Annotated in this window: 21 protein-coding genes and 1 riboswitch; of the genes, 7 read left to right on the top strand and 14 right to left on the bottom strand. The window is 40.4% G+C overall.

The features are described from left to right. Nucleotides 1-6 precede the first annotated feature (6 nt). On the bottom strand, nucleotides 7-1,161 hold the full coding sequence (hemW, locus tag HL290_RS10800) for a radical SAM family heme chaperone HemW (protein ID WP_198496472.1): 1,155 nt from the start codon (nucleotides 1,159-1,161) through the stop codon (nucleotides 7-9). Between the two features lie 116 nt (nucleotides 1,162-1,277). Between hemW and HL290_RS10795 the strand changes: the two genes are divergently transcribed. Next, complete coding sequence (locus HL290_RS10795) at nucleotides 1,278-1,739, top strand: DMT family transporter (protein WP_198496471.1); 462 nt, start codon at nucleotides 1,278-1,280, stop codon at nucleotides 1,737-1,739. Between the two features lie 32 nt (nucleotides 1,740-1,771). Then, nucleotides 1,772-3,118: a multidrug efflux MATE transporter AbeM gene (gene abeM, locus HL290_RS10790; protein ID WP_198496470.1), complete on the top strand. Its 1,347-nt coding sequence runs from the start codon at nucleotides 1,772-1,774 to the stop codon at nucleotides 3,116-3,118. Between the two features lie 34 nt (nucleotides 3,119-3,152). Here abeM and HL290_RS10785 read toward each other — a convergent pair whose 3' ends face one another. Both HL290_RS10785 and HL290_RS10780 read right to left on the bottom strand, forming a co-directional pair. Continuing rightward, nucleotides 3,153-4,403, bottom strand: a complete 1,251-nt coding sequence (locus tag HL290_RS10785) for an acyl-CoA dehydrogenase family protein (protein ID WP_198496469.1) — start codon at nucleotides 4,401-4,403, stop codon at nucleotides 3,153-3,155. A gap of 32 nt (nucleotides 4,404-4,435) precedes the next feature. Further along, a complete protein-coding gene (locus HL290_RS10780; RefSeq protein WP_198496468.1) occupies nucleotides 4,436-5,683 on the bottom strand; it encodes an SfnB family sulfur acquisition oxidoreductase in 1,248 nt (415 codons plus the stop codon). A gap of 256 nt (nucleotides 5,684-5,939) precedes the next feature. Between HL290_RS10780 and HL290_RS10775 the strand changes: the two genes are divergently transcribed. The 3 genes from HL290_RS10775 (at nucleotide 5,940) to HL290_RS10765 (ending at nucleotide 8,178) form a co-directional block, all read left to right on the top strand. Then, nucleotides 5,940-7,238, top strand: a complete 1,299-nt coding sequence (locus HL290_RS10775) for an ABC1 kinase family protein (RefSeq protein ID WP_005045018.1) — start codon at nucleotides 5,940-5,942, stop codon at nucleotides 7,236-7,238. Nucleotides 7,239-7,337: 99 nt separating this feature from the next. Continuing rightward, entirely contained in the window at nucleotides 7,338-7,592 is a 255-nt protein-coding gene (locus HL290_RS10770; protein ID WP_003654672.1) for a type B 50S ribosomal protein L31, read from the top strand. 250 nt (nucleotides 7,593-7,842) lie between these two features. After that, the gene (locus tag HL290_RS10765; RefSeq protein WP_198496467.1) at nucleotides 7,843-8,178 is read left to right on the top strand and encodes a HopJ type III effector protein; all 336 of its coding nucleotides are present in this window, start codon (nucleotides 7,843-7,845) and stop codon (nucleotides 8,176-8,178) included. Between the two features lie 419 nt (nucleotides 8,179-8,597). Here the strand turns inward: HL290_RS10765 and crcB are convergent, their stop codons facing one another. The 4 genes from crcB to HL290_RS10745 form a co-directional block, all read right to left on the bottom strand. Beyond that, on the bottom strand, nucleotides 8,598-8,978 hold the full coding sequence (gene crcB, locus HL290_RS10760) for a fluoride efflux transporter CrcB (protein WP_003654670.1): 381 nt from the start codon (nucleotides 8,976-8,978) through the stop codon (nucleotides 8,598-8,600). A gap of 124 nt (nucleotides 8,979-9,102) precedes the next feature. After that, nucleotides 9,103-9,169, bottom strand: a riboswitch (Fluoride riboswitch). Between the two features lie 45 nt (nucleotides 9,170-9,214). Then, on the bottom strand, nucleotides 9,215-9,625 hold the full coding sequence (locus HL290_RS10755) for a GFA family protein (RefSeq protein ID WP_198496466.1): 411 nt from the start codon (nucleotides 9,623-9,625) through the stop codon (nucleotides 9,215-9,217). A gap of 78 nt (nucleotides 9,626-9,703) precedes the next feature. Further along, a complete protein-coding gene (locus tag HL290_RS10750) occupies nucleotides 9,704-10,909 on the bottom strand; it encodes a TIGR03862 family flavoprotein (RefSeq protein ID WP_198496465.1) in 1,206 nt (401 codons plus the stop codon). After that, nucleotides 10,899-11,537, bottom strand: coding sequence for an SAM-dependent methyltransferase (locus HL290_RS10745; RefSeq protein WP_198496464.1), 639 nt, complete (start codon nucleotides 11,535-11,537; stop codon nucleotides 10,899-10,901). The genes HL290_RS10750 and HL290_RS10745 overlap by 11 nt, the downstream gene beginning before the upstream one ends. A gap of 87 nt (nucleotides 11,538-11,624) precedes the next feature. On the opposite strand from HL290_RS10745, the gene HL290_RS10740 reads away from it, so the two are divergent. Beyond that, nucleotides 11,625-11,819, top strand: coding sequence for a DNA gyrase inhibitor YacG (locus tag HL290_RS10740; protein ID WP_003654666.1), 195 nt, complete (start codon nucleotides 11,625-11,627; stop codon nucleotides 11,817-11,819). Here the strand turns inward: HL290_RS10740 and HL290_RS10735 are convergent. The 5 genes from HL290_RS10735 to HL290_RS10715 form a co-directional block, all read right to left on the bottom strand. Continuing rightward, a complete protein-coding gene (locus HL290_RS10735) occupies nucleotides 11,816-12,460 on the bottom strand; it encodes an MBL fold metallo-hydrolase (protein ID WP_005045031.1) in 645 nt (214 codons plus the stop codon). The genes HL290_RS10740 and HL290_RS10735 overlap by 4 nt on opposite strands. 23 nt (nucleotides 12,461-12,483) lie before the next feature. Further along, nucleotides 12,484-13,500, bottom strand: a complete 1,017-nt coding sequence (hemH, locus tag HL290_RS10730) for a ferrochelatase (protein WP_198496463.1) — start codon at nucleotides 13,498-13,500, stop codon at nucleotides 12,484-12,486. A 73-nt stretch (nucleotides 13,501-13,573) separates the two neighbouring features. Next, a complete protein-coding gene (locus HL290_RS10725) occupies nucleotides 13,574-14,578 on the bottom strand; it encodes a DUF4062 domain-containing protein (protein ID WP_198496462.1) in 1,005 nt (334 codons plus the stop codon). Between the two features lie 116 nt (nucleotides 14,579-14,694). After that, nucleotides 14,695-15,561, bottom strand: coding sequence for a glutamate racemase (murI, locus tag HL290_RS10720; RefSeq protein ID WP_017391348.1), 867 nt, complete (start codon nucleotides 15,559-15,561; stop codon nucleotides 14,695-14,697). Nucleotides 15,562-15,607: 46 nt separating this feature from the next. Then, a complete protein-coding gene (locus HL290_RS10715) occupies nucleotides 15,608-16,219 on the bottom strand; it encodes a DUF1285 domain-containing protein (protein WP_132070979.1) in 612 nt (203 codons plus the stop codon). A 186-nt stretch (nucleotides 16,220-16,405) separates the two neighbouring features. Between HL290_RS10715 and HL290_RS10710 the strand changes: the two genes are divergently transcribed. Next, on the top strand, nucleotides 16,406-18,118 hold the full coding sequence (locus HL290_RS10710; protein WP_198496461.1) for an electron transfer flavoprotein-ubiquinone oxidoreductase: 1,713 nt from the start codon (nucleotides 16,406-16,408) through the stop codon (nucleotides 18,116-18,118). Between the two features lie 103 nt (nucleotides 18,119-18,221). Here the strand turns inward: HL290_RS10710 and HL290_RS10705 are convergent, their stop codons facing one another. Beyond that, nucleotides 18,222-18,602, bottom strand: coding sequence for a hypothetical protein (locus HL290_RS10705; protein ID WP_198496460.1), 381 nt, complete (start codon nucleotides 18,600-18,602; stop codon nucleotides 18,222-18,224). 132 nt (nucleotides 18,603-18,734) lie between these two features. After that, on the bottom strand, nucleotides 18,735-18,992 hold the full coding sequence (tusA, locus tag HL290_RS10700) for a sulfurtransferase TusA (protein ID WP_005037115.1): 258 nt from the start codon (nucleotides 18,990-18,992) through the stop codon (nucleotides 18,735-18,737). Nucleotides 18,993-19,090 lie beyond the last annotated feature (98 nt).

Raw genomic sequence — 19,090 nt, 5'->3', positions numbered from 1 at the left:
GCTTCATTATAAAAATTCTTCTAGCACTGAGTTTAAGAAAATATGGCCTTGCTCTGTACAGGCTAAACGGGAAACATCATCTACCAGTAGTTTTCTAGCTCGTAGCGACGTTAGCACATCATTTAAACTTTCCAAACTTAAACCTGTACGCTGTTCATATAACTCAGCTTTGACACCATCATTTAAACGCAAAGCATTCATCATAAACTCGAATGGTAGCTCTTCTGCCTCAATCTTTTTCATTTGCAAATGTTCAGCTGGAACCTTGGCTAAATAGTCTTTCGGCAAACGCGTCTTTTGGAAACGATACACTCCATCTGGTCGTGTAACTTTGCCATGTGCACCTGCGCCAATCGCAAGATAATCACCAAATTCCCAATAATTTAAGTTGTGTGTTGAAGGCAGCTCTTTACGCCATGCCGAAACTTCATAGTTTATAAAACCATTTGCCTTAAGATATGCCTCACCCTGCTCTTGAATGTCTTCAAGCATTTCATCTTGCGGTAAAACGGGTTGAGTACGGAAGAAAACGGTATTCGGTTCAATGGTGAGTTGATACCAACTAATATGTGTTGCGCCACTTTCTACAGCTAACTGTAGATCGTAAAGCGCCTGTTCTAGCGTTTGCTCAGGCAAACCATGCATTAAGTCGACATTAACTCGCTTAAAGCCAGCTTGCTTTGCTTGTTGAATCGCTTCAATTGCATTATTTGCAGAATGAATACGTCCAAGCTTTTGCAAATGATCAGTATCAAAGCTCTGGACACCAATAGACAAACGGTTAATGCCTGCCTCTAAATACCCTGCAAATGGGTCATGCTCTACCGTTCCTGGATTTGCCTCTAAAGTAATTTCACAGCCATCTTCAAACTTAAGCAATGACTTAAGCTCTGCAAATAGCCACACATAACCCTGTGCCGAAATCAGTGAAGGTGTTCCACCACCAATAAATACACTGTGAATCGAACGCCCTTGTGCCATCTCTAGTTGAGTTTCAAAGTCAGCTACCAACGCTTTTAAATAGGTTTGCTCGAGTTCTGAAGAAAGTGCACCATCGGGTACGGCATGCGAGTTGAAGTCACAATATGGACATTTACGCACGCACCAAGGCATGTGGATATATAAAGACAAAGGGATAGAAGCAGGATTTAATACAGCCAAGGAGCAAGCCCAATTTACACAATATTTCTATTTTAACATGACTGCATCAATGGGCTTATGAAAACATACCTTAATTGCTTTAGACTAAATTTAAACATTCTTAGATACTGATAAAAATGATGAAATTTTCTAGCCAATTTTTCCTATTTTTACCCTTAGCTCTGGGAATCGGTATTGCCATGGCTTTTCAAACTGCCATCAATGCACAATTGAGAGAACAATTACACACCCCCTTACAAGCAGCCCTCTTATCCTTTCTTGTAGGGACTATTGTTTTAGCAATCATGGTTTTCTTCCAAAGTGCTGAAAAGCCAACTTTAAATGAAATATCAAATATTCCATGGATTCTATGGACAGGAGGATTTCTTGGGGTTTATGCAATTAGCATGAGCATTTATACTGCACCTAAACTTGGTTTTTTAACCTTTTCAGGTTTAGTCATTTTTGGGCAAATAGTTATTTCTATGTTACTTGATCATTTTGGTTGGTTGGGCACAGAAAAGACACCTGTTACATGGCAACGGTTTCTTGGTGGAGTCATCATCTTTGTCGGTGTGGTACTCACTTTGCAGCGTTAGCTTCATTTTTATATTTATAAAGAGTACCTTTTGTGTCGAATGTCACATCTTTTCGGTCTGAACTAAAACAACTCTTCCACTTAATGCTACCGATTTTAATTACCCAGTTTGCTCAAGCAGGCTTTGGGTTAATTGACACTATTATGGCTGGGCATTTATCTGCAACCGATTTAGCAGCAATTGCTGTAGGGGTCGGTTTATGGGTTCCAATCATGCTCCTGTTCAGCGGCATTATGATTGCAACTACACCCTTGGTAGCTGAAGCAAAAGGCGCAAGAAATACAGAGCAGATCCCTGTCGTTGTTCGTCAGTCATTGTGGGTTGCCGTCATTTTAGGTGTACTGGCAATGCTCATTTTGCAGCTTATGCCGTTTTTCTTGCATGTATTCGGTGTACCAGAGAGTTTACGACCTAAAGCAAGTCTATTCTTGCATGCAATTGGTTTGGGTATGCCAGCTGTGACCATGTACGCAGCGCTACGTGGCTATTCAGAAGCATTAGGCCATCCACGCCCTGTCACAGCTATTAGCATGTTAGCTTTAGTTGTATTGATCCCTCTTAACATGATTTTTATGCATGGATTAGGACCAATACCTGCTTTGGGTAGCGCGGGCTGTGGTTTCGCAACATCCATTTTACAGTGGCTCATGCTGATTACTTTAGCTGGCTATATTTATAAAGCCTCAGCTTATCGAAACACGTCTATTTTTAGCCGATTTGATAAAATTAATATGGCTTTGGTTAAAAGAATTTTACAGCTTGGTCTACCAATCGGTTTAGCTGTTTTCTTTGAGATTAGTATTTTTAGTACAGGTGCATTGGTCCTTAGCCCACTGGGTGAAGTGTTTATTGCTGCACACCAAGTCGCAATTTCCGTTACCTCTGTGCTGTTTATGATTCCGCTTTCACTAGCCATTGCCTTAACCATCCGTGTCGGTACTTATTATGGTGAAAAGAACTGGGCTGCAATGTATCAGGTACAAAAGATTGGTCTCAGCACAGCAATATTTTTTGCCATATTAACCATGACTTTTATTGCTCTAGGCCGTGAACAAATTATCTCGATTTATACTCAAGACTTAACCGTAGCTCCTGTTGCGATGTATTTACTCTGGTTTGCAATGGCATATCAGTTGATGGATGCGTTACAAGTAAGTGCCGCAGGCTGTTTAAGAGGTATGCAAGATACTCAAGCGCCGATGTGGATTACTTTAATGGCTTATTGGGTGATTGCTTTTCCAATCGGTCTTTATTTAGCTCGCTATACCCATTGGGGAGTAGCTGGTGTGTGGCTAGGCTTAATTATTGGTTTAAGCATTGCCTGTGTCTTATTACTTTCGCGGTTGTACATCAACACCAAACGCTTAAGCCAAACCTAATAAAAAGAGCCGATAAAATATCGGCTCTTTTTCACTACGCTGACTTTGCCCGTGGGCTTGCTCCAATTTGCCAGACAAAAGGCAAATCAGTACGGTTCACTTCCCAATCACCAATCACTTTTTCTTTATAGATAAGTGGATTATGTGAAGACACTGTTCGCGCATTACGCCAGAAACGGTCGAGTTGTTTGACCTGACTACTTGCCGATGCGCCTAAAGCATTAAATAACTGGCTGGTTAAATCCAGTACCAAGTTAGAAATCACCACCTGCCCTTGTGCGGACTCAAGCTCAGCATCTACATTAAACTGATGTTCTTTCACCTCTAACTCACTAAAGTGACTTTCATAAGCCTTTTGTAATGCCTCCGCCGTTTTTAAGGTAATTGCCTGACTTGCGTAGGCTTGAGCAGAAGCTTTACCCACCACTTGTAAAACTTGTGGATCATGTCGAACCAGATCACCATTACCATGACTAAAAATACGTTTTCGCTCACGAATTTCTTGGCTAAAAGTTTCTACAGCTGCCTGTGCAATCCCAGTTAAGGTTGCAAGGTGTACGACCTGATAAAAAGCGGTTTGATATTTAAAACGTTGGTCAAATGGAATGAGGTGCGAGGCTGGCAAATGAACCTGATGTACTTTTAAGGTGCCACTACCCGTTGTCTTTTGACCAAAACCATCCCAATCATCAATCACACTTACCCCTGTTTCATGGCGATAAATAGCAGCAATTACATGGCGGTCATTCACTTCATCATAAGCAAATAGGTCTATCCAGTCTGCAAAGATACTTCCAGTTGAATAATACTTTTCACCATTCACCACTAAGTTGCCCGAAGCATCTTTGGTTACTCGTGTAACGACGCCACCTATCTGTACATTTCCAACTTCGGTCCATGCGTTCCCGACCAAATCACCTTGTACAAAACGCTGAAACCAAACTTCCTGCGAATGCTCTTTATGGGCAACTAAACGGTCTTCAACAAAAGCGAAGTGTCCACGCAAAGCTTGTACAATATTCGAGTCTGCTTGTGCTAACTCTGCTAAAAGCTGGAAAAGTTGCGGTAATGACACCCCATCTCCACCATATTTAACAGGTACACGTACCGCACCTAATTTCAGTTCTTTTAACCACTGAATCGGTTCAAAAGGTAAGATTCGTTCTTTTTCTCGTTGAATTGCGCCTTGTGCAATTTTTTCAAAAACTGGACGAAATCTGCTTGCTACCTTTTCATAATCAGCGCCTACGGACAGTTCTTCTAATTCAATTTGGGTAATCGTCATCTTTATTCTCCTAATCTTATTTTTTCTTCAATTTAACTCCATGCATGACGGGGCGGATGGACGCCATTGAGGTAATAATTACCGACAATGTGATATTTCCAGCGCACCGGATCATGTAAGGTATGGGTACGTGCATTACGCCAATGGCGATCCAGATTAAGCTCAGATAAAGTGGAACGCGTTCCCGACAATTCAAAAAGCTTATTGGCAGCTAAAATTGCAACTTCTGTGGTGAGTACTTTTGCTTCGGCAACCAGTAAGGTGGCTTGGTTTACATGTTCTTCAGTCGTGTCTGCAATTGCCTGATCAATCGCATCTCCTGCCAAATCCAATACGGCTTCTGCTGCACGCAGTTTTATTTTTAAATCGCCAATGTTTGCAATCGTGTAAGGATCATCACTGGCTTTTTCCAAACCTGAGTCGACCCATGCGCGGCTATGATTTTTGACATAGTGAATTGTTTCTTCAATTGCACCACGTGCAATACCGGCATCGACAGCAGCTTGAATAAACTGTGAAATTGCTCCCGCTGGTGTTGGTCGCTCGAAAGCCTGATAAATCGGAACTAAATACTCTTCACGTACTGGAACCTGATTAAGTTCAACAGTGCCACTGGCCGTAGTTCTTTGCCCAAAACCAGACCAGTCATTAATAATATTCACCCCTGACGTTTCCCGAGGGACTAGTGCTGCATAAGGCTGCCCTTGTTCATTCACCGCGACAATCGGAATCCAATGTGCTAGTAAGGCACCAGTTGCAAAGAATTTCTTGCCATTAATTTCATAACCATACTCAGTCTTTCGTAATGTTGTAGTGAGGTCAGCAACCGTTTTGCTGTGTTTTTCCGAAAAGGCATTTCCAAAACGGATTCCTCTCAACACTAAATTAAAGAAGAACTGTTGTTGTTCTGGGCCCGCATCAAGACGTAAATGTTCAACAAAAGCCAAATGATTTTGAGGAAGCTGCGCAAGGGATGGATCAACACTCGCAATTGTTTTGATGACCTCAGCCAAGGTTCGATATTTGACTTGTGCACCGCCAAACTGCTTAGGAACTGTAATGGCCCATAAGCCACTTTGTGAGAACTGTTGAATTTCATTTAAGGGTAAACGGCGCTCTCTGTCTCGCTCTGATGCCTCTTGTGCAAACTCTTGGGCAAGTTGTTTTGCAACCTCAATTGCCTCTTCATCGGAGCGAATAATATGCGCATCTTTCGACTGCTCAAATACAGATAAAGGAACCGCTTGAGATCGTCCATGGGCCGAATTTAAACTTGTCATCGCTTTTGTTATCTCTATATTTATTTAACCTGTCATTCACATTAGCACTAAAAAAATAGAGACTTTATAGATATTAAAGCTTTGTTTATGAAATGGATTTTCACAAGCTTTTCATATTTTTTACTATAAAAATAACATTTTGTTTTTCGAAAATTTTCTTACATGAGATAAACAATTTCGTATAGGCTTTTTAAGCTTTGTCACCTATGATCAAAACTAGGCAATATTATGTTGTAGTCAATGAGGTATCGAAGATATGGCAAAGAATGCAAGTTCACCAGGCAAACGTTTTATGAAACTTGCAGGAATGACCGCGAGCATTGCAACGAAAACCGTTTCTAACTCGATTCGAAACTTGACCGCAGATGAAGAGCAAAAGCTGGCTTCAAAAACCAAATTATTTCAGGATATTGGTTTGCAAATTGCCGACACCTTAGGAGAAATGAAAGGTGCCGTCATGAAAGTCGGGCAAATTGCTTCGCAATATAAAGATATCTTCCCACCCGAAGTCGCTAAAGCAATTTCAAAGTTACAACGCCAAGCCCCAGCCATGCCTTTTGCCGCGATTCAACAGCAAATTGAACGAGAGCTTGGAAAACCGCTTAATGTAGCTTTTAAATCTTTTGATAGTGAACCTTTTGCTGCTGCATCGATTGGGCAAGTTCACAAAGCTACTCTGCCTAGTGGCGAACAAGTCGTGGTTAAAGTGCAATATCCGGGTGTTGATGAAGCCTGTGAAAGTGACTTAAAACAAGTACGTTTAGCCCTTCGCTTAATGGGTGTACTTAAAATTGATAAAAAGTTGCAGGATCAGCTTTTTGCAGAAATTCAGGATAGCCTTTCAGCAGAGCTCAATTATGAAATTGAAGCTCAAAATCTTGAGGTCTTTAAAACATTCCATAGCCAGTTAGATGACAAAATTATCATTCCAACTGTTTATAAAGATTACTCTTCTAGACGTATTTTGACCCTAAGCCTCGAACAAGGTGACAGTATTGAAACTGCAAGTTCTTGGCCGCTCGAAATTCGAAATACAATTGGAAACCGCCTAATACGTGCTTTAGGTCAGGAAATGTTCTTTTTAAAACGTTTTCACTGTGACCCTCACCCTGGAAATTTCGCTTTCCGCCAAGATGGTAGTGTAATTATTTATGACTATGGCAGTGTTAAAACACTTTCAAATGAAATCGTTCAGCACTTCAAGCGTTTAGTGAATGCAGCTCGCCATGAAAATATTGATCTGATTGAAACAGAGCTACTCGAACTACACTCCCTTACTGAAAAAGGCAAGTTCCCAAGTGATCTGTATAAGCTATGGATTGAAGTGTTATTACGCCCGCTTAATACCACTTATGATTTTGCCGAGAACTCATCACATCATGATGGCATGTTACTTGTGAAAAAATCTTTGAAATATTGGGATGTCTTTAAACCTTCACCAGATACGCTGATGGTCAATAGAACCATTTCAGGACACTACTGGAACCTGATTCACTTAAAAGTACATGACAATCTCAGTGATTTATTTGAAGAACTGGTCCCGCCATCTAGCTAATTAAATTTTAAGTCAGTGTGACCTTTAGGGGGTACATTGACTTTTTAATTGTTATGTTATAACATTTCTTTAATCAAAAATAATTTAGGACAATCTCTCATGCGTAAAGATATTCATCCTGCTTATCAACAAGTGTTATTTCATGATACCAATGCAGATGTGTACTTCTTAATTGGCAGTACTCTCCAGACGAAACAAACTAAAGAATATCAAGGTCAAGTCTATCCTTATGTCACCCTTGATATCTCAAGTGCATCACACCCTTTCTACACAGGTGAAGTACGTCAAGCAAGTAACGAAGGCCGTGTTGCAAGCTTTAATAAACGTTTCGCTCGCTTTAATCGTAAGAGTTAATCTTACGTTAAGGTTTGATCAATACACTTAAATCATTGGAAGCCTAAGACTATCTCCTCCACTTAGGCTTCTTTTTTTATGTCCGTTTTTTCGATCTTTTTATGTTGTGTATAAAAGAGAACTTATCCACAACTTATGTAAAAACTATTCTTATTTTTCTACAACTCATCATTTTTTTGTATTCGCCAAGCTTTCAAAGCTTCTATTCGATGCTATGCTTAAACCCTCATTTGATAGGAAGTTTAAGATAATGGCACAAGAGTTACTTGCCCAATTACAAGCAGGCACAGCAAAATTTTCAGACGTTTTAGCTCATATTGAAGCACGCTACCAACATACTCCAACAGCTTTTCAAAATGGTGCACAGCATAACGCTGCTACTGAAAATCAAGGCAGTGCAAAAGTTTTCTCTTTTGCCAAATTACAAGATTTAGACCAAGCACAAACTTTAAGTTTATTTGCAGAACACTATGCATCTGTATTGGCTACACCAGAGGGAACTGATCACCAAAATATCCGTCAATTTATGCAAAATGGTTGGGATGGTGTGAAGTTTGAAGGTCAGGCTTTAGCTGAAAAAGCTTAATCATTTTTTTTAGCACAGCCTCAAATTATGAGATTTTCTAAAGCCTATTAATAGGCAATGCCTCACTTTTGAGGGCAAAAGTGACAAAACCCTTTGTCTCGCTGATGCTACATCCATGTAGCACAGCGAAACGACGGCCTCCATGCCGTCTGTCACGATAGCAAATGACTAATTATTAATTAAACTATTTGATTAATCTCTTATATTCGATACTCGGGAAGTCATCAACAGCCTGACTCAAATCAGCCATATAATGTTTTTGCGAAATATTTGATAATTGTAAACAGATAACAGGTTCTGTTGATGAAAATGGTTTTGCCTACTTTTGCCAAAACAAAAGTAGGTCGAGCCGAAGGCTAATCCAGACATAAAACCTTATTGAAAAGACTCCACAGTAAACATTTAACTGAAACAAATACTCAGTTTCCAGCTACCCAATAATAAGTCGCTAACCCCAAACACGTAAAAATTAATGACCCAATTAAATGAATAGAAATCCCCAACATCGCCATTCCCAATTTACCACTTTGCAACAACGTGACGATCTCAATTGAGAACGTTGAAAAGGTGGTTAAAGCACCACAAAAACCAGTAATCACAAAAAGTTTATAGTTTGGACTTAAATCACTATGGGCAAAGTAGGCAATCGCAAAACCAATAATAAACCCACCTACTAAATTAACGGTGACAGTACCCAGTGGAATTTGAGGATAGATCGGATTAAGTTTTAAGCCTAGAAACCAACGTAACCACGCCCCTAGAACGGAACCTAAAGCAATTGAAAGTAGAGAATAATACATAGGACCACCCCTTTAGATAGACGCTAAAAGAGTAAAAAAGCATGAAGGTAAATGTGACATGGCGTACTCCAAAAATAAGCAAAGTACGCAATAACCTACGTACCCAGCGATATAAATACATGAGGGTAACGTAGGCATCATTAGCCAATACGGCGGTTTTGCAAGGGAAGAATGCCATCTCCCTATTTTGATTATATTAGTCCATCTAAAAGTTGATTGAAATATACTTTTTTAAATCATGGACGTTCAGCATACTGCGGCAAATCATCCAGAATACAGTCCCACTCTGCTTTTGAAGCAGCAAAAAGATGTAATGTCGGTTTTTGATCTAATAGTGTATCCAGAGTACCAATTCTTAAACGATATAGTTCAGGCTGTCCATCACGCGAGCTAATCAAAGGTGAACCACATTCACTACAGAACCAACGATACACACCTTCCACAGCAAATTTTTTGACTAATTCTTCGCCTTGTGTAATTTTAAAATCTGCACTTTTAATAGGAGCATTCGTGGCAAATGCTGTGCCATTGGCTTTTCGGCATCGTTGGCAGTGACATTGAATAATATCTCCGATATCGCCTTTAATTTCATAGCGAATACCTTGGCATAAACAACTTCCCTGATAGACTGGTGATGCTTGAGACATGTGATCGCAACTCCGACTATTATTGATCGCTCAAAAATAACACTTTTCACCTATCAAACATAGCGCCAAATGAAGCACTTATCGCTCCAAGAATGAACGCACACCCTCTCCCGCGGCTCGCCCTGTGGCAAAGCATGCTGTAAGCAAATAACCACCTGTAGGTGCATCCCAATCTAGCATTTCACCGCAGCAAAACACCCCTGATATTTCTTTGAGATTTAAACTTTCGGACAGTGCTTCTTGCTTAATGCCTCCTGCACAACTAATCGCTTCTTCAATGGGTCTAAAGCCATCCAACTTGATTTGAAGCGCTTTGATTTGCTGAGCCATAGCGTCTGGTTGGCTCCATAGCGCTTTATCAACCACTTCTCTGATTAAGTTAATTTTGGCTGTATCTAATCCTGCTTTACGCCAGATATTGGTCAGAGATTGTTTCTTACCACCCTGTAATTTTTTAACTAACTGTGACAACTCTACATCAGGCAATAAATCTAAAAATAGATTTAAGCTTTTCCCTTGTTTTTGCTGTTCTCGTAAGGCACGTCCGAGTTTATAAATAACCCCACCTTCTAAACCATAGTGAGTAATCACAATATCACCATGTGTAATTTGGCTAGGATCGACCCATGCATGGACGCGTTTTAAGGGCTCACCAAAACAACTTTCCATAAAAGTAGACCAAACATGCAACACCCCTGCATTGCTTGGCTGGAAAGGCTCAATACTAGATTGATGAATCCATTGCTGCCATGCACCGTCACTACCTAATTGTGACCATGACATAGCCCCACATGCCAATACCACAGCATTATATTGCTGGGTAAAAGTTTCAGTGTTTTGATTATTCTGATTTTGCAAAGTCACTGTTGTACCTTGCAAATCAAGACAATGATGACGATAAAAGAATTTAACTTGCTGCTCTGCCAAGCGTTTTAGCCAAGCACGTAATAGAGGTGCAGCTTTCATTTCGACAGGAAAAATACGACCAGAGCTTCCCACATAAGACTCAATTCCAAGACTTTTCATCCAGTCTTGAATCCAGACGGCATCCCACTTTTCAATCCAAGGTTTTAGCCATTCTGAACGGTCGTAACGCTCAATAAACTGTGCTAATGGTTCAGCGTGTGAGATATTTAACCCTGTTTTACCCGCCATAAGAAACTTACGCGCAGCAGATGGCTTTTGCTCATACACATCAATATCATAAGCATATTGGCTTAATACTTCAGCAGCCATAAGACCTGCTGGGCCTGCCCCAATAATAGCAACCCGCTTATTCGCCATGTGTTTGCCCTTGCAGCGGTGCAAACTCATCAAAACGTGTGCTGTAGCCTTCTGGCTTGGTCATAATGAGTTGCTGACAAAGCTCTCCACGTTCCAAATACTTAATTTCAAAATGAGTACGTGCAGAGGTTTGGGCAATTTTTTCTTTTTGATAAGGCAGCTTCCACACATGAATTAACTGCTGTTCTGCTTCTTCAATATATTCAGGAATATTACTTGCCAATGTAATGGTTCCACCTGTTTGCAGGCGTGAGATTAAGAACTCAAAAAATGGCATATTCAACCAACGCTGTGCCGGATTATGTGGTTCTGGATTTGGATAGAGAATAAATAAATGTTCAACTTGAGCAGGGTGTAGAGCGTGTACAACCCAAGGTAAAGCATCTGCATGTACAGGTACCAAATTATCTCTTGGTTCCAAACCATGCTGTTTTTGCATTGCCAAGAATTTTTCTCGGGTTCGTTCAATTGCATATAACGTATGCTGCGGCTGTTGCCCGCTAAAGAGCAAAGCATGTTTACCCTTGCCAGCACCAATTTCAACACAAATCGGTGTATTTTCAATTGGGGTAAAATCACGAGGCGCTTGCATACGTTGTGCTTGAAATTGACGAATCGGCATAATCACATCAAACTAAATAAAAATCGGCATAAGTCTAACAAGTCACCTGACTTTTGCCTAATCTATTTCTCTTCACTTTGAGGATATCGCTATATGCCACGTACATTTCCCTGCCCACGTTGTGGTGGACCAAGTGTTTGGGAAGGTAATGAGTTTCGTCCGTTTTGCTCAGAACGCTGTAAATTAATTGATTTAGGCGCTTGGGCAAACGATGAATATAAATTGCCTACCCAAGATGCTCCTCAGCAAAACAAGGGTAGTCAAAATGAAGATGATTATGAGGATTAACCTGCTTTACCAGCGACAAACGGGTTAAATTGTTTTTCATAGCCAATGGTACTCATCGGACCATGTCCAGAAATAAACTGAGTATCATCTGGCAAACTAAAACATTCACGTTTAATCGATTCAATTAACTGATCATGATTGCCACGCGGGAAGTCTGTTCGTCCAATCGAACCTTTAAACAGAACATCGCCTGTCCAAAGTAAGCCATGATTTTTATTATAGAAAACAACATGTCCTGGTGTATGCCCTGGTGCAAAGCGCACCTCAAACTCATCTTCACCAAGTTTTAGCACTTCGCCACCCTCAAGCCATTGATCGACTTTAACAGGCTGCGGAATTGGGAAACCATACCGTGCTGAAACTTCCTGAATCATGTCTAACCAGAATTGATCTTCTTTATGTGGACCAATAACAGGAACGCTCCATTCTTTAGCAAGCTCACCCACCGCTCCTGCATGGTCTAAATGCCCATGAGTCAGCCACAGGGCCTTCACTTTTAAACCTAAGGCTTCTACTTCTTTTTTCAAAACAGCAGCGTCACCACCAGCATCAATCAAAACTGCTTCTTTCGTTTCACTGTCCCAAACAAGGGAACAATTTTGAGCAAATGCAGTAACTGGAACAATTTTGACTTGCAGCATAAAAACCTCTGGCTAAAACACAATTAACGGTGGGCTAAGGTATAAGTAAGGGCATCAAGATTAGCCTGAACTAAACCTGCAAGCAAATCAATATGAGCCTGATCGCTATTTAAAGCCGGAATATAAGCATAGCTTCCACCGCCTGCTTGTTGAAATAGTTCAGCATTTTGAATCGCTAATTCTTCAAGCGTTTCTAGACAATCGGCAGAAAAAGCTGGACTTAACACCTGAACAGACTTAACACCTTGCTGCACCCAATCTTGTAGCAGCTGGTCGGTATAAGGTTTCACCCATTCTTGTTTTCCAAAACGCGACTGGAAGCTAATTGCCCATTCATCATCATTTAAATGTAAGACTTCGGCCACCAGCTTTGCTGTGATGCGACAACGGTCTGCATAAGGGTCACCTTTGTCTGCATATGGCTGTGGAATTCCATGAAATGACATCAATAGTTTTTCAGGTTTGCCATGCTGCTCTTGGTAAGCTAAAACGCTTTCTGCCAATGCCTGAATAAACATTGGATGCTGATAATAGTCTTTAATAATCGTCAGCCCGGGCAAATTCCGCTGTTTAGGAATCCAATTGGCAAACGCGTCGTATAACGGCGCTGTAGATGTTGCGGAATACTGAGGAAACAAAGGCAATAAAATGACATGCTCTTGCGGATTAGTTGCTAGTTTTTCTAAAACTGCATCAATCCCCGGATTTCCATAAGTCATTGCAGGTAAAACAGTTAAATCAAACTGTTTATTTTCACGCTCTAAATAAGCCTGCACACGTTGAGTTTGCTCAAACACAATTTCACGCATTGGCGAATCTGCGGACCATACCGAAGCATACGCATGCGCCACTCTTTTCGGGCGAAAAGGCAAAACAAACAGATTTAAAATTATCCACCAGATCAGTTTCGGTATTTCAATCACGCGTGAATCAGATAAAAACTGTTTTAAAAAACGGCGCACCGCAGGCACAGTCGCCTCATCTGGTGTGCCTAAATTCGCTAAAATGACAGTAACTTTCGGTTTTTGTTCAAACGACATGTGTAAATGCCTTTCAGTTCATCTTATGACACTAATGTAACAGTTTTCATTGTCATATATAAATTGAATCGCTCTAAGCTTTTAATCGAACGCCCCGATGATTCCATTTATAGCTCAGCAATATCTTTTGAGCTTTAGTAGTTAGTTTCCATAAGCCATATGATTGTTCAGTTTGAGTTGGAACAATCCAGCCTTGGGATTGCATTTGATTTTTAATTTGGAACAGTGCCTTATGATTAATCTGCGCACAGGCAACCGCATGCGCACGAGGTAATTCCTGACGAGCATCCTCTAAGCCAGCCTGATTTAAATATTCATTCAGACAAATTCCAAAATTCTCTTCTGGCACCGCTGTTTCAAAACGCTTTGCCAGCACGCTTAACAATTGAGACCACGTCATTTGCCTCTGTCGTTTAAGCTCTTTAAAGTTGCCATCCTGAAATGCTTGAATCTGATATTCAAATGCAAAAATATCTTGTGGTGCAACTTCGTTTAACTGTGTAGATGGCTCGGTTAGTCGCTGTTCTAACTGTAAAATTTTACTTCTTAATAGCTTAATTTCGTCTTCTAACTGATGAGCTTGATGTGCAGGAACCCAGCCTTGTCCCCCATATTGCTCAACCATTAAAGGGATATTTAAACGGACAGCCAACTCCAGTTCACGTGGGGTTTTAAAGTAAAAAATATGCTCTGCTTCGTGTAATAATTTTTTTCTAAATGCGAGAAATTTATCTTTAAGTTGTGGATGGATTTCTTGTAAATCTATTTCACGGTTTTCTGGCTGTTCATGCATGAAAACAATAATAGGTTTCGCCTGACTTAACGCATATTCATATTCTAAAGACAGATAACTCACACCAGAAATCGCTTGTTCTCCATACTGGCTGCCTAAAAGTAGGATTACATAATCACATTCATCAATCTGTCGACGTGCAAGTGTAGTGGTTAAAGGTGTTCGATGCTCTAATCCCCAAGCAAAGAAACCCATCCCCACCAAAGTTTGAGACAAAACCATTCGCTCTGACTGCATATCGCGGCCAGACGTTGAAATAAAAATCTGATAGCGTGTATCGAGCATAACAATACCCTTTCGCTCCATGACCTGTACTTGACTTAATATCAGCCAAGATCATGAACCGCCCCAAATAAAATAATAAATCTAAAAAACACTACTTTCTAAACGATGCAAAAAAACTAGTTCAGATTATGAAGTGTCCAAGTTAACTCTTGTGGAATCATATGTTGTAAAACAGGTTGCAGTGCCTCAGCATTATTTCCACTGACATAACATTCAATACGTGCAACATTCTGACCTATTTGGTCACATAATAACGCATTTTTTATTAAAATACGGGCTGTTTGTCGGGCTACTGCTAATCCCGAATCGACCAGTGTGAATTGGTTATCAAAAAGATGATGAATTGCTTCATTTAAGAAAGGATAATGAGTACAACCGAGCACTAAATAGTCTGCACCTTGCTCAGCGGCAGGCTGTAAAACCTCTTTTAATGCGTTTAAACATGCCTCTCCCATTTGCTGCCCTGTTTCCACACAAGGAACAAGTTCGAGGTTGGTTAAAGTCATCACTTTAACACCTGCTGGAACAGCAAACTTTTCAACAACATCTTTAATGAGTTGTCCTCGAAAAGTAGCAGGTGTCGCCAACACGGCAACCACTTTAGAGCGTGTTTGCAATACGGCAGGTTTTAATGCTGGAACTAACCCAACAATTGGGAAGTGTTCACCATAATGCTCGCGTAAATGGTCAAGACTAAATGCTGAGGCGGTATTGCATGCTACAACCGCAATTTTGCAACCCTGACGGTATAACCAGTCAACAGCACGCGCCGTGAGTTCCCTAATTTCGTCATCGGAACGTGGGCCATAAGGAACGTAGGCAGTATCGGCATAATACACAATACGTTCGTTTGGCAAATATCTGGCAATTTCTGCTGCAACTGACATTCCCCCAATTCCCGAATCAAAAATACCAATTGGAGCATCTGCTGATGCGTTAGGCATAGGTTCTAGATCGGTAAATAGAGGTTGTATGGCTGTCATGGCTGTACTGAAGTGTCGGAAATTTTCACTTCCTAAAGCTTAAACCTCAAGTGCCTAATTGCAAGAGCAAATTACCACTTTTTAACTCTAAAATGGTTTCACCATTATCATTTTCGATGAGTGTTCCATAGTTCACTAAATGATAAAAAGACTGACGTTGAATAAGGGCGTTAATTCCAAAACGCACATGCACATAAGGACGTAGTTCCCCGTCATATTCACGCATAAAAATTGGATGTTCAGCATCGACCAAAATCACATCTTGATTAGTCGTGGTCAGTTGTAAAAACTGATCACCTGAAATTTCAACCTGATCTACCTGATTGACTAATAAAGGTTCATCTTCGACCTCAATTTCAATTTGTTCTACGGGGGTTTTCAGGTAGAATTTACCCTCTTCTTTCCATAGGACTTTGGTAAATAGATCTAATAGGGCTTGGCGCTTAATCAATTGACCTTCGTGCCACCATTCTCCATTGGCTTTAACCGTCAAATCCATTTTGCCGCAATGCTTTGGATGCCACTGCTCTAAAGGTGGAATTGACCTTTTGTGACTTTGCTGTACACCTTTTAAGTATTGTGCAATGTTCATTAAGTTTTTATCATCAGATAACGGTATTTTTCCCATATCCGATGGGGAATTATTTTGATTTACCATAGTTTATGCCTTGCTGACGAAAAAATATGACGACTCAGCCAATTGGCTAGATCATGGTTTAAAACTATACTAGCCAAAACGATAAAAGGCACAATAGCATATTTGCGCCTATGGATTAAAACACTCACGGCAGCACCGAATTTCTGAATATGACGGTTGCCACCTTTAAGTATTGAGGAGTCCTACATGGAACACATCGAACGTGAATCGATGGAGTTTGACGTTGTCATCGTAGGTGCAGGACCTGCAGGTCTATCTGCTGCGATTAAGATCCGTCAATTAGCGATTGAAAATAACTTACCCGATCTTTCTGTTTGTGTAGTTGAAAAAGGCTCTGAAGTAGGTGCGCATATCTTGTCTGGTGCTGTGCTTGAGCCACGTGCCATCAACGAACTTTTCCCGAACTGGAAGGAAGAAGGTGCGCCTTTAAACGTACCTGTAACTGAAGACAAGACTTTCTTCTTGCTTTCAGAAACAACATCTAAAGAAGTGCCTCACTGGATGGTTCCTAAAACCATGCATAACGATGGCAACTATGTTATCTCTTTAGGTAACGTGGTTCGCTGGTTAGGCCAAAAAGCTGAAGAATTAGAAGTATCTATCTTCCCTGGCTTTGCTGCATCTGAAGTGCTTTACCACGAAGACGGTACTGTAAAAGGTATTCAAACTGGTGACATGGGTATTGGTAAAGATGGCGAACCAACGCATAACTTTACACCAGGCTATGAACTTCACGCTAAATACACCCTCTTTGCTGAAGGTTGCCGTGGTCACTTAGGTAAGCGCCTGATTGCTAAATATAACCTCGATAAAAATGTTGATCCTCAGCACTACGGTATCGGGATTAAAGAGCTTTGGGAAATCGACCCTGCAAAACATAAACCGGGCTTAGTCATGCACGGTGCAGGCTGGCCATTGGCTGAAACAGCTTCTTCTGGTGGCTGGTGGTTATACCACGCTGAAAATAACCAAGTAACTTTGGGTATGATTGTGGACTTGTCTTATGAAAATCCACATATGTATCCATTTATGGAAATGCAGCGCTGGAAAACTCACCCACTGATTAAACAGTATTTAGAAGGTGGTAAGCGTATTTCTTACGGCGCACGTGCTGTAGTGAAAGGCGGTTTCAACTCATTGCCTAAATTGACTTTCCCGGGCGGCTGCTTAATTGGTGATGATGCAGGTTTCTTAAACTTTGCAAAAATCAAAGGCTCACACACTGCCATGAAATCAGGCATGTTATGTGGTGAAGCTGTATTTGAAGCCATTGCTGCCGGTGTAGAAAAAGGCGGAGATCTTGCCATCGCACGTGTTACTGAAGGCGAAGATTTATTCACTAAAGAATTAACTTCATACACTGATAAATTTAACAACAGCTGGTTAAAAGAAGAGCTTTACAACTCTCGTAACTTTGGTCCAGCAATGCACAAGTTTGGTCAGTGGATTGGTGGTGCATTTAACTTTATCGACCAGAATGTCTTTAAAGTGCCATTTACGTTGCATGACTTAAAGCAAGACTTCGCTGCATTGAAAACGGTTGATGCAACCAGCTTCAAGCCAAACTATCCAAAACCAGATGGCAAGTTGACTTTTGACCGCTTATCTTCTGTGTTTATTTCAAACACTGTTCATGAAGAAAACCAGCCAGCTCACTTGAAGCTGACTGATCCTTCAATTCCAGTGAATGTGAACTTACCGAAATGGGATGAGCCTGCTCAGCGCTACTGCCCAGCTGGTGTTTACGAAATCATGGAAGATAATGATGGTTCTAAACGCTTCCAGATTAACGCAGCGAACTGTGTTCACTGTAAGACCTGTGACATTAAAGACCCATCTCAAAACATCACATGGGTAACCCCAGAAGGTGGTGGTGGTCCGAATTACCCTAATATGTAATTCCTTGCGACACGGCAAAGCGTTGCTTTGCTAGCCGTGTCTCATACCCGAACATGTAATACAAAGAAGCCCCGATTATTCGGGGCTTCTTATTGGAATTCGCTTATTGAAAAGGCGGTATTTTTGCTACGTTTAAATTAAGATTCTTTTTATAAAAAATAAATGTGCCTAACAAAAATAGGCCAAGAAAACCAAAGTTTCGAGCTAAATCGAAGTACCAATCCGATTTACCAAACAATAAATCAATAACTAACATAAGCCCCATAAAACTTGTATGCAAAATCAGACTCATCTTTATTTTTGGTTCAGGAGCAAAATGTGTATTTCTATAACCCAACAGAATTGAGCCAAAAATAATAATAGTAACTAAAATAATGGTGGCAAGAGTTTCAGATAACCAAGAGGTCTCTATATGTAATAAACCAGCAATGCAGAAAAACCAAAGAAAAATAAATAAGCTTCGTTTCACAAAATATTCATTCATTTTTATGCGTCATTGATATACATCATTTTATAGATTATATAATGATTCTTATTTGTAAAAAATTATCATTTCAAATTAATTTTGAATTATTAATGGCTTCTAATAGTTTTTATTAGAAGCCTTATTATTCTATTACCCTTTCTTCACTAAGTAATGAAATTCTTTATGACCATTTTCATCTAAGCGCTCTTCTTGCAAAAGCAACTCATGGCCTAAATGCATACAAAATTTAGGAATATCCCACGAGGTCGAGTTGTCTGTTGCGAAGACTTCAACCACATCACCAGATTTAGATTTGCGGATGGCTTGATGCAACATCATGACAGGTTCAGGACAACGTAAACCACGTGTATTAATTTGGACAGTAGGTGAAATGGATTGTTCCGACATAACAAACTCGAACAAATAGAATTTTCACATTTTAGCATAAACAAATTACTGACCTGTTAACTGTAACTGGCTTTTACATAACAATATGCGTTTTGTCT

Origin of the sequence: Acinetobacter sp. AC1-2 (genome assembly GCF_016124155.1) — a bacterium.
Classification (GTDB): domain Bacteria; phylum Pseudomonadota; class Gammaproteobacteria; order Pseudomonadales; family Moraxellaceae; genus Acinetobacter; species Acinetobacter calcoaceticus.
This window is presented reverse-complemented; position numbering and strand designations above follow the sequence as displayed.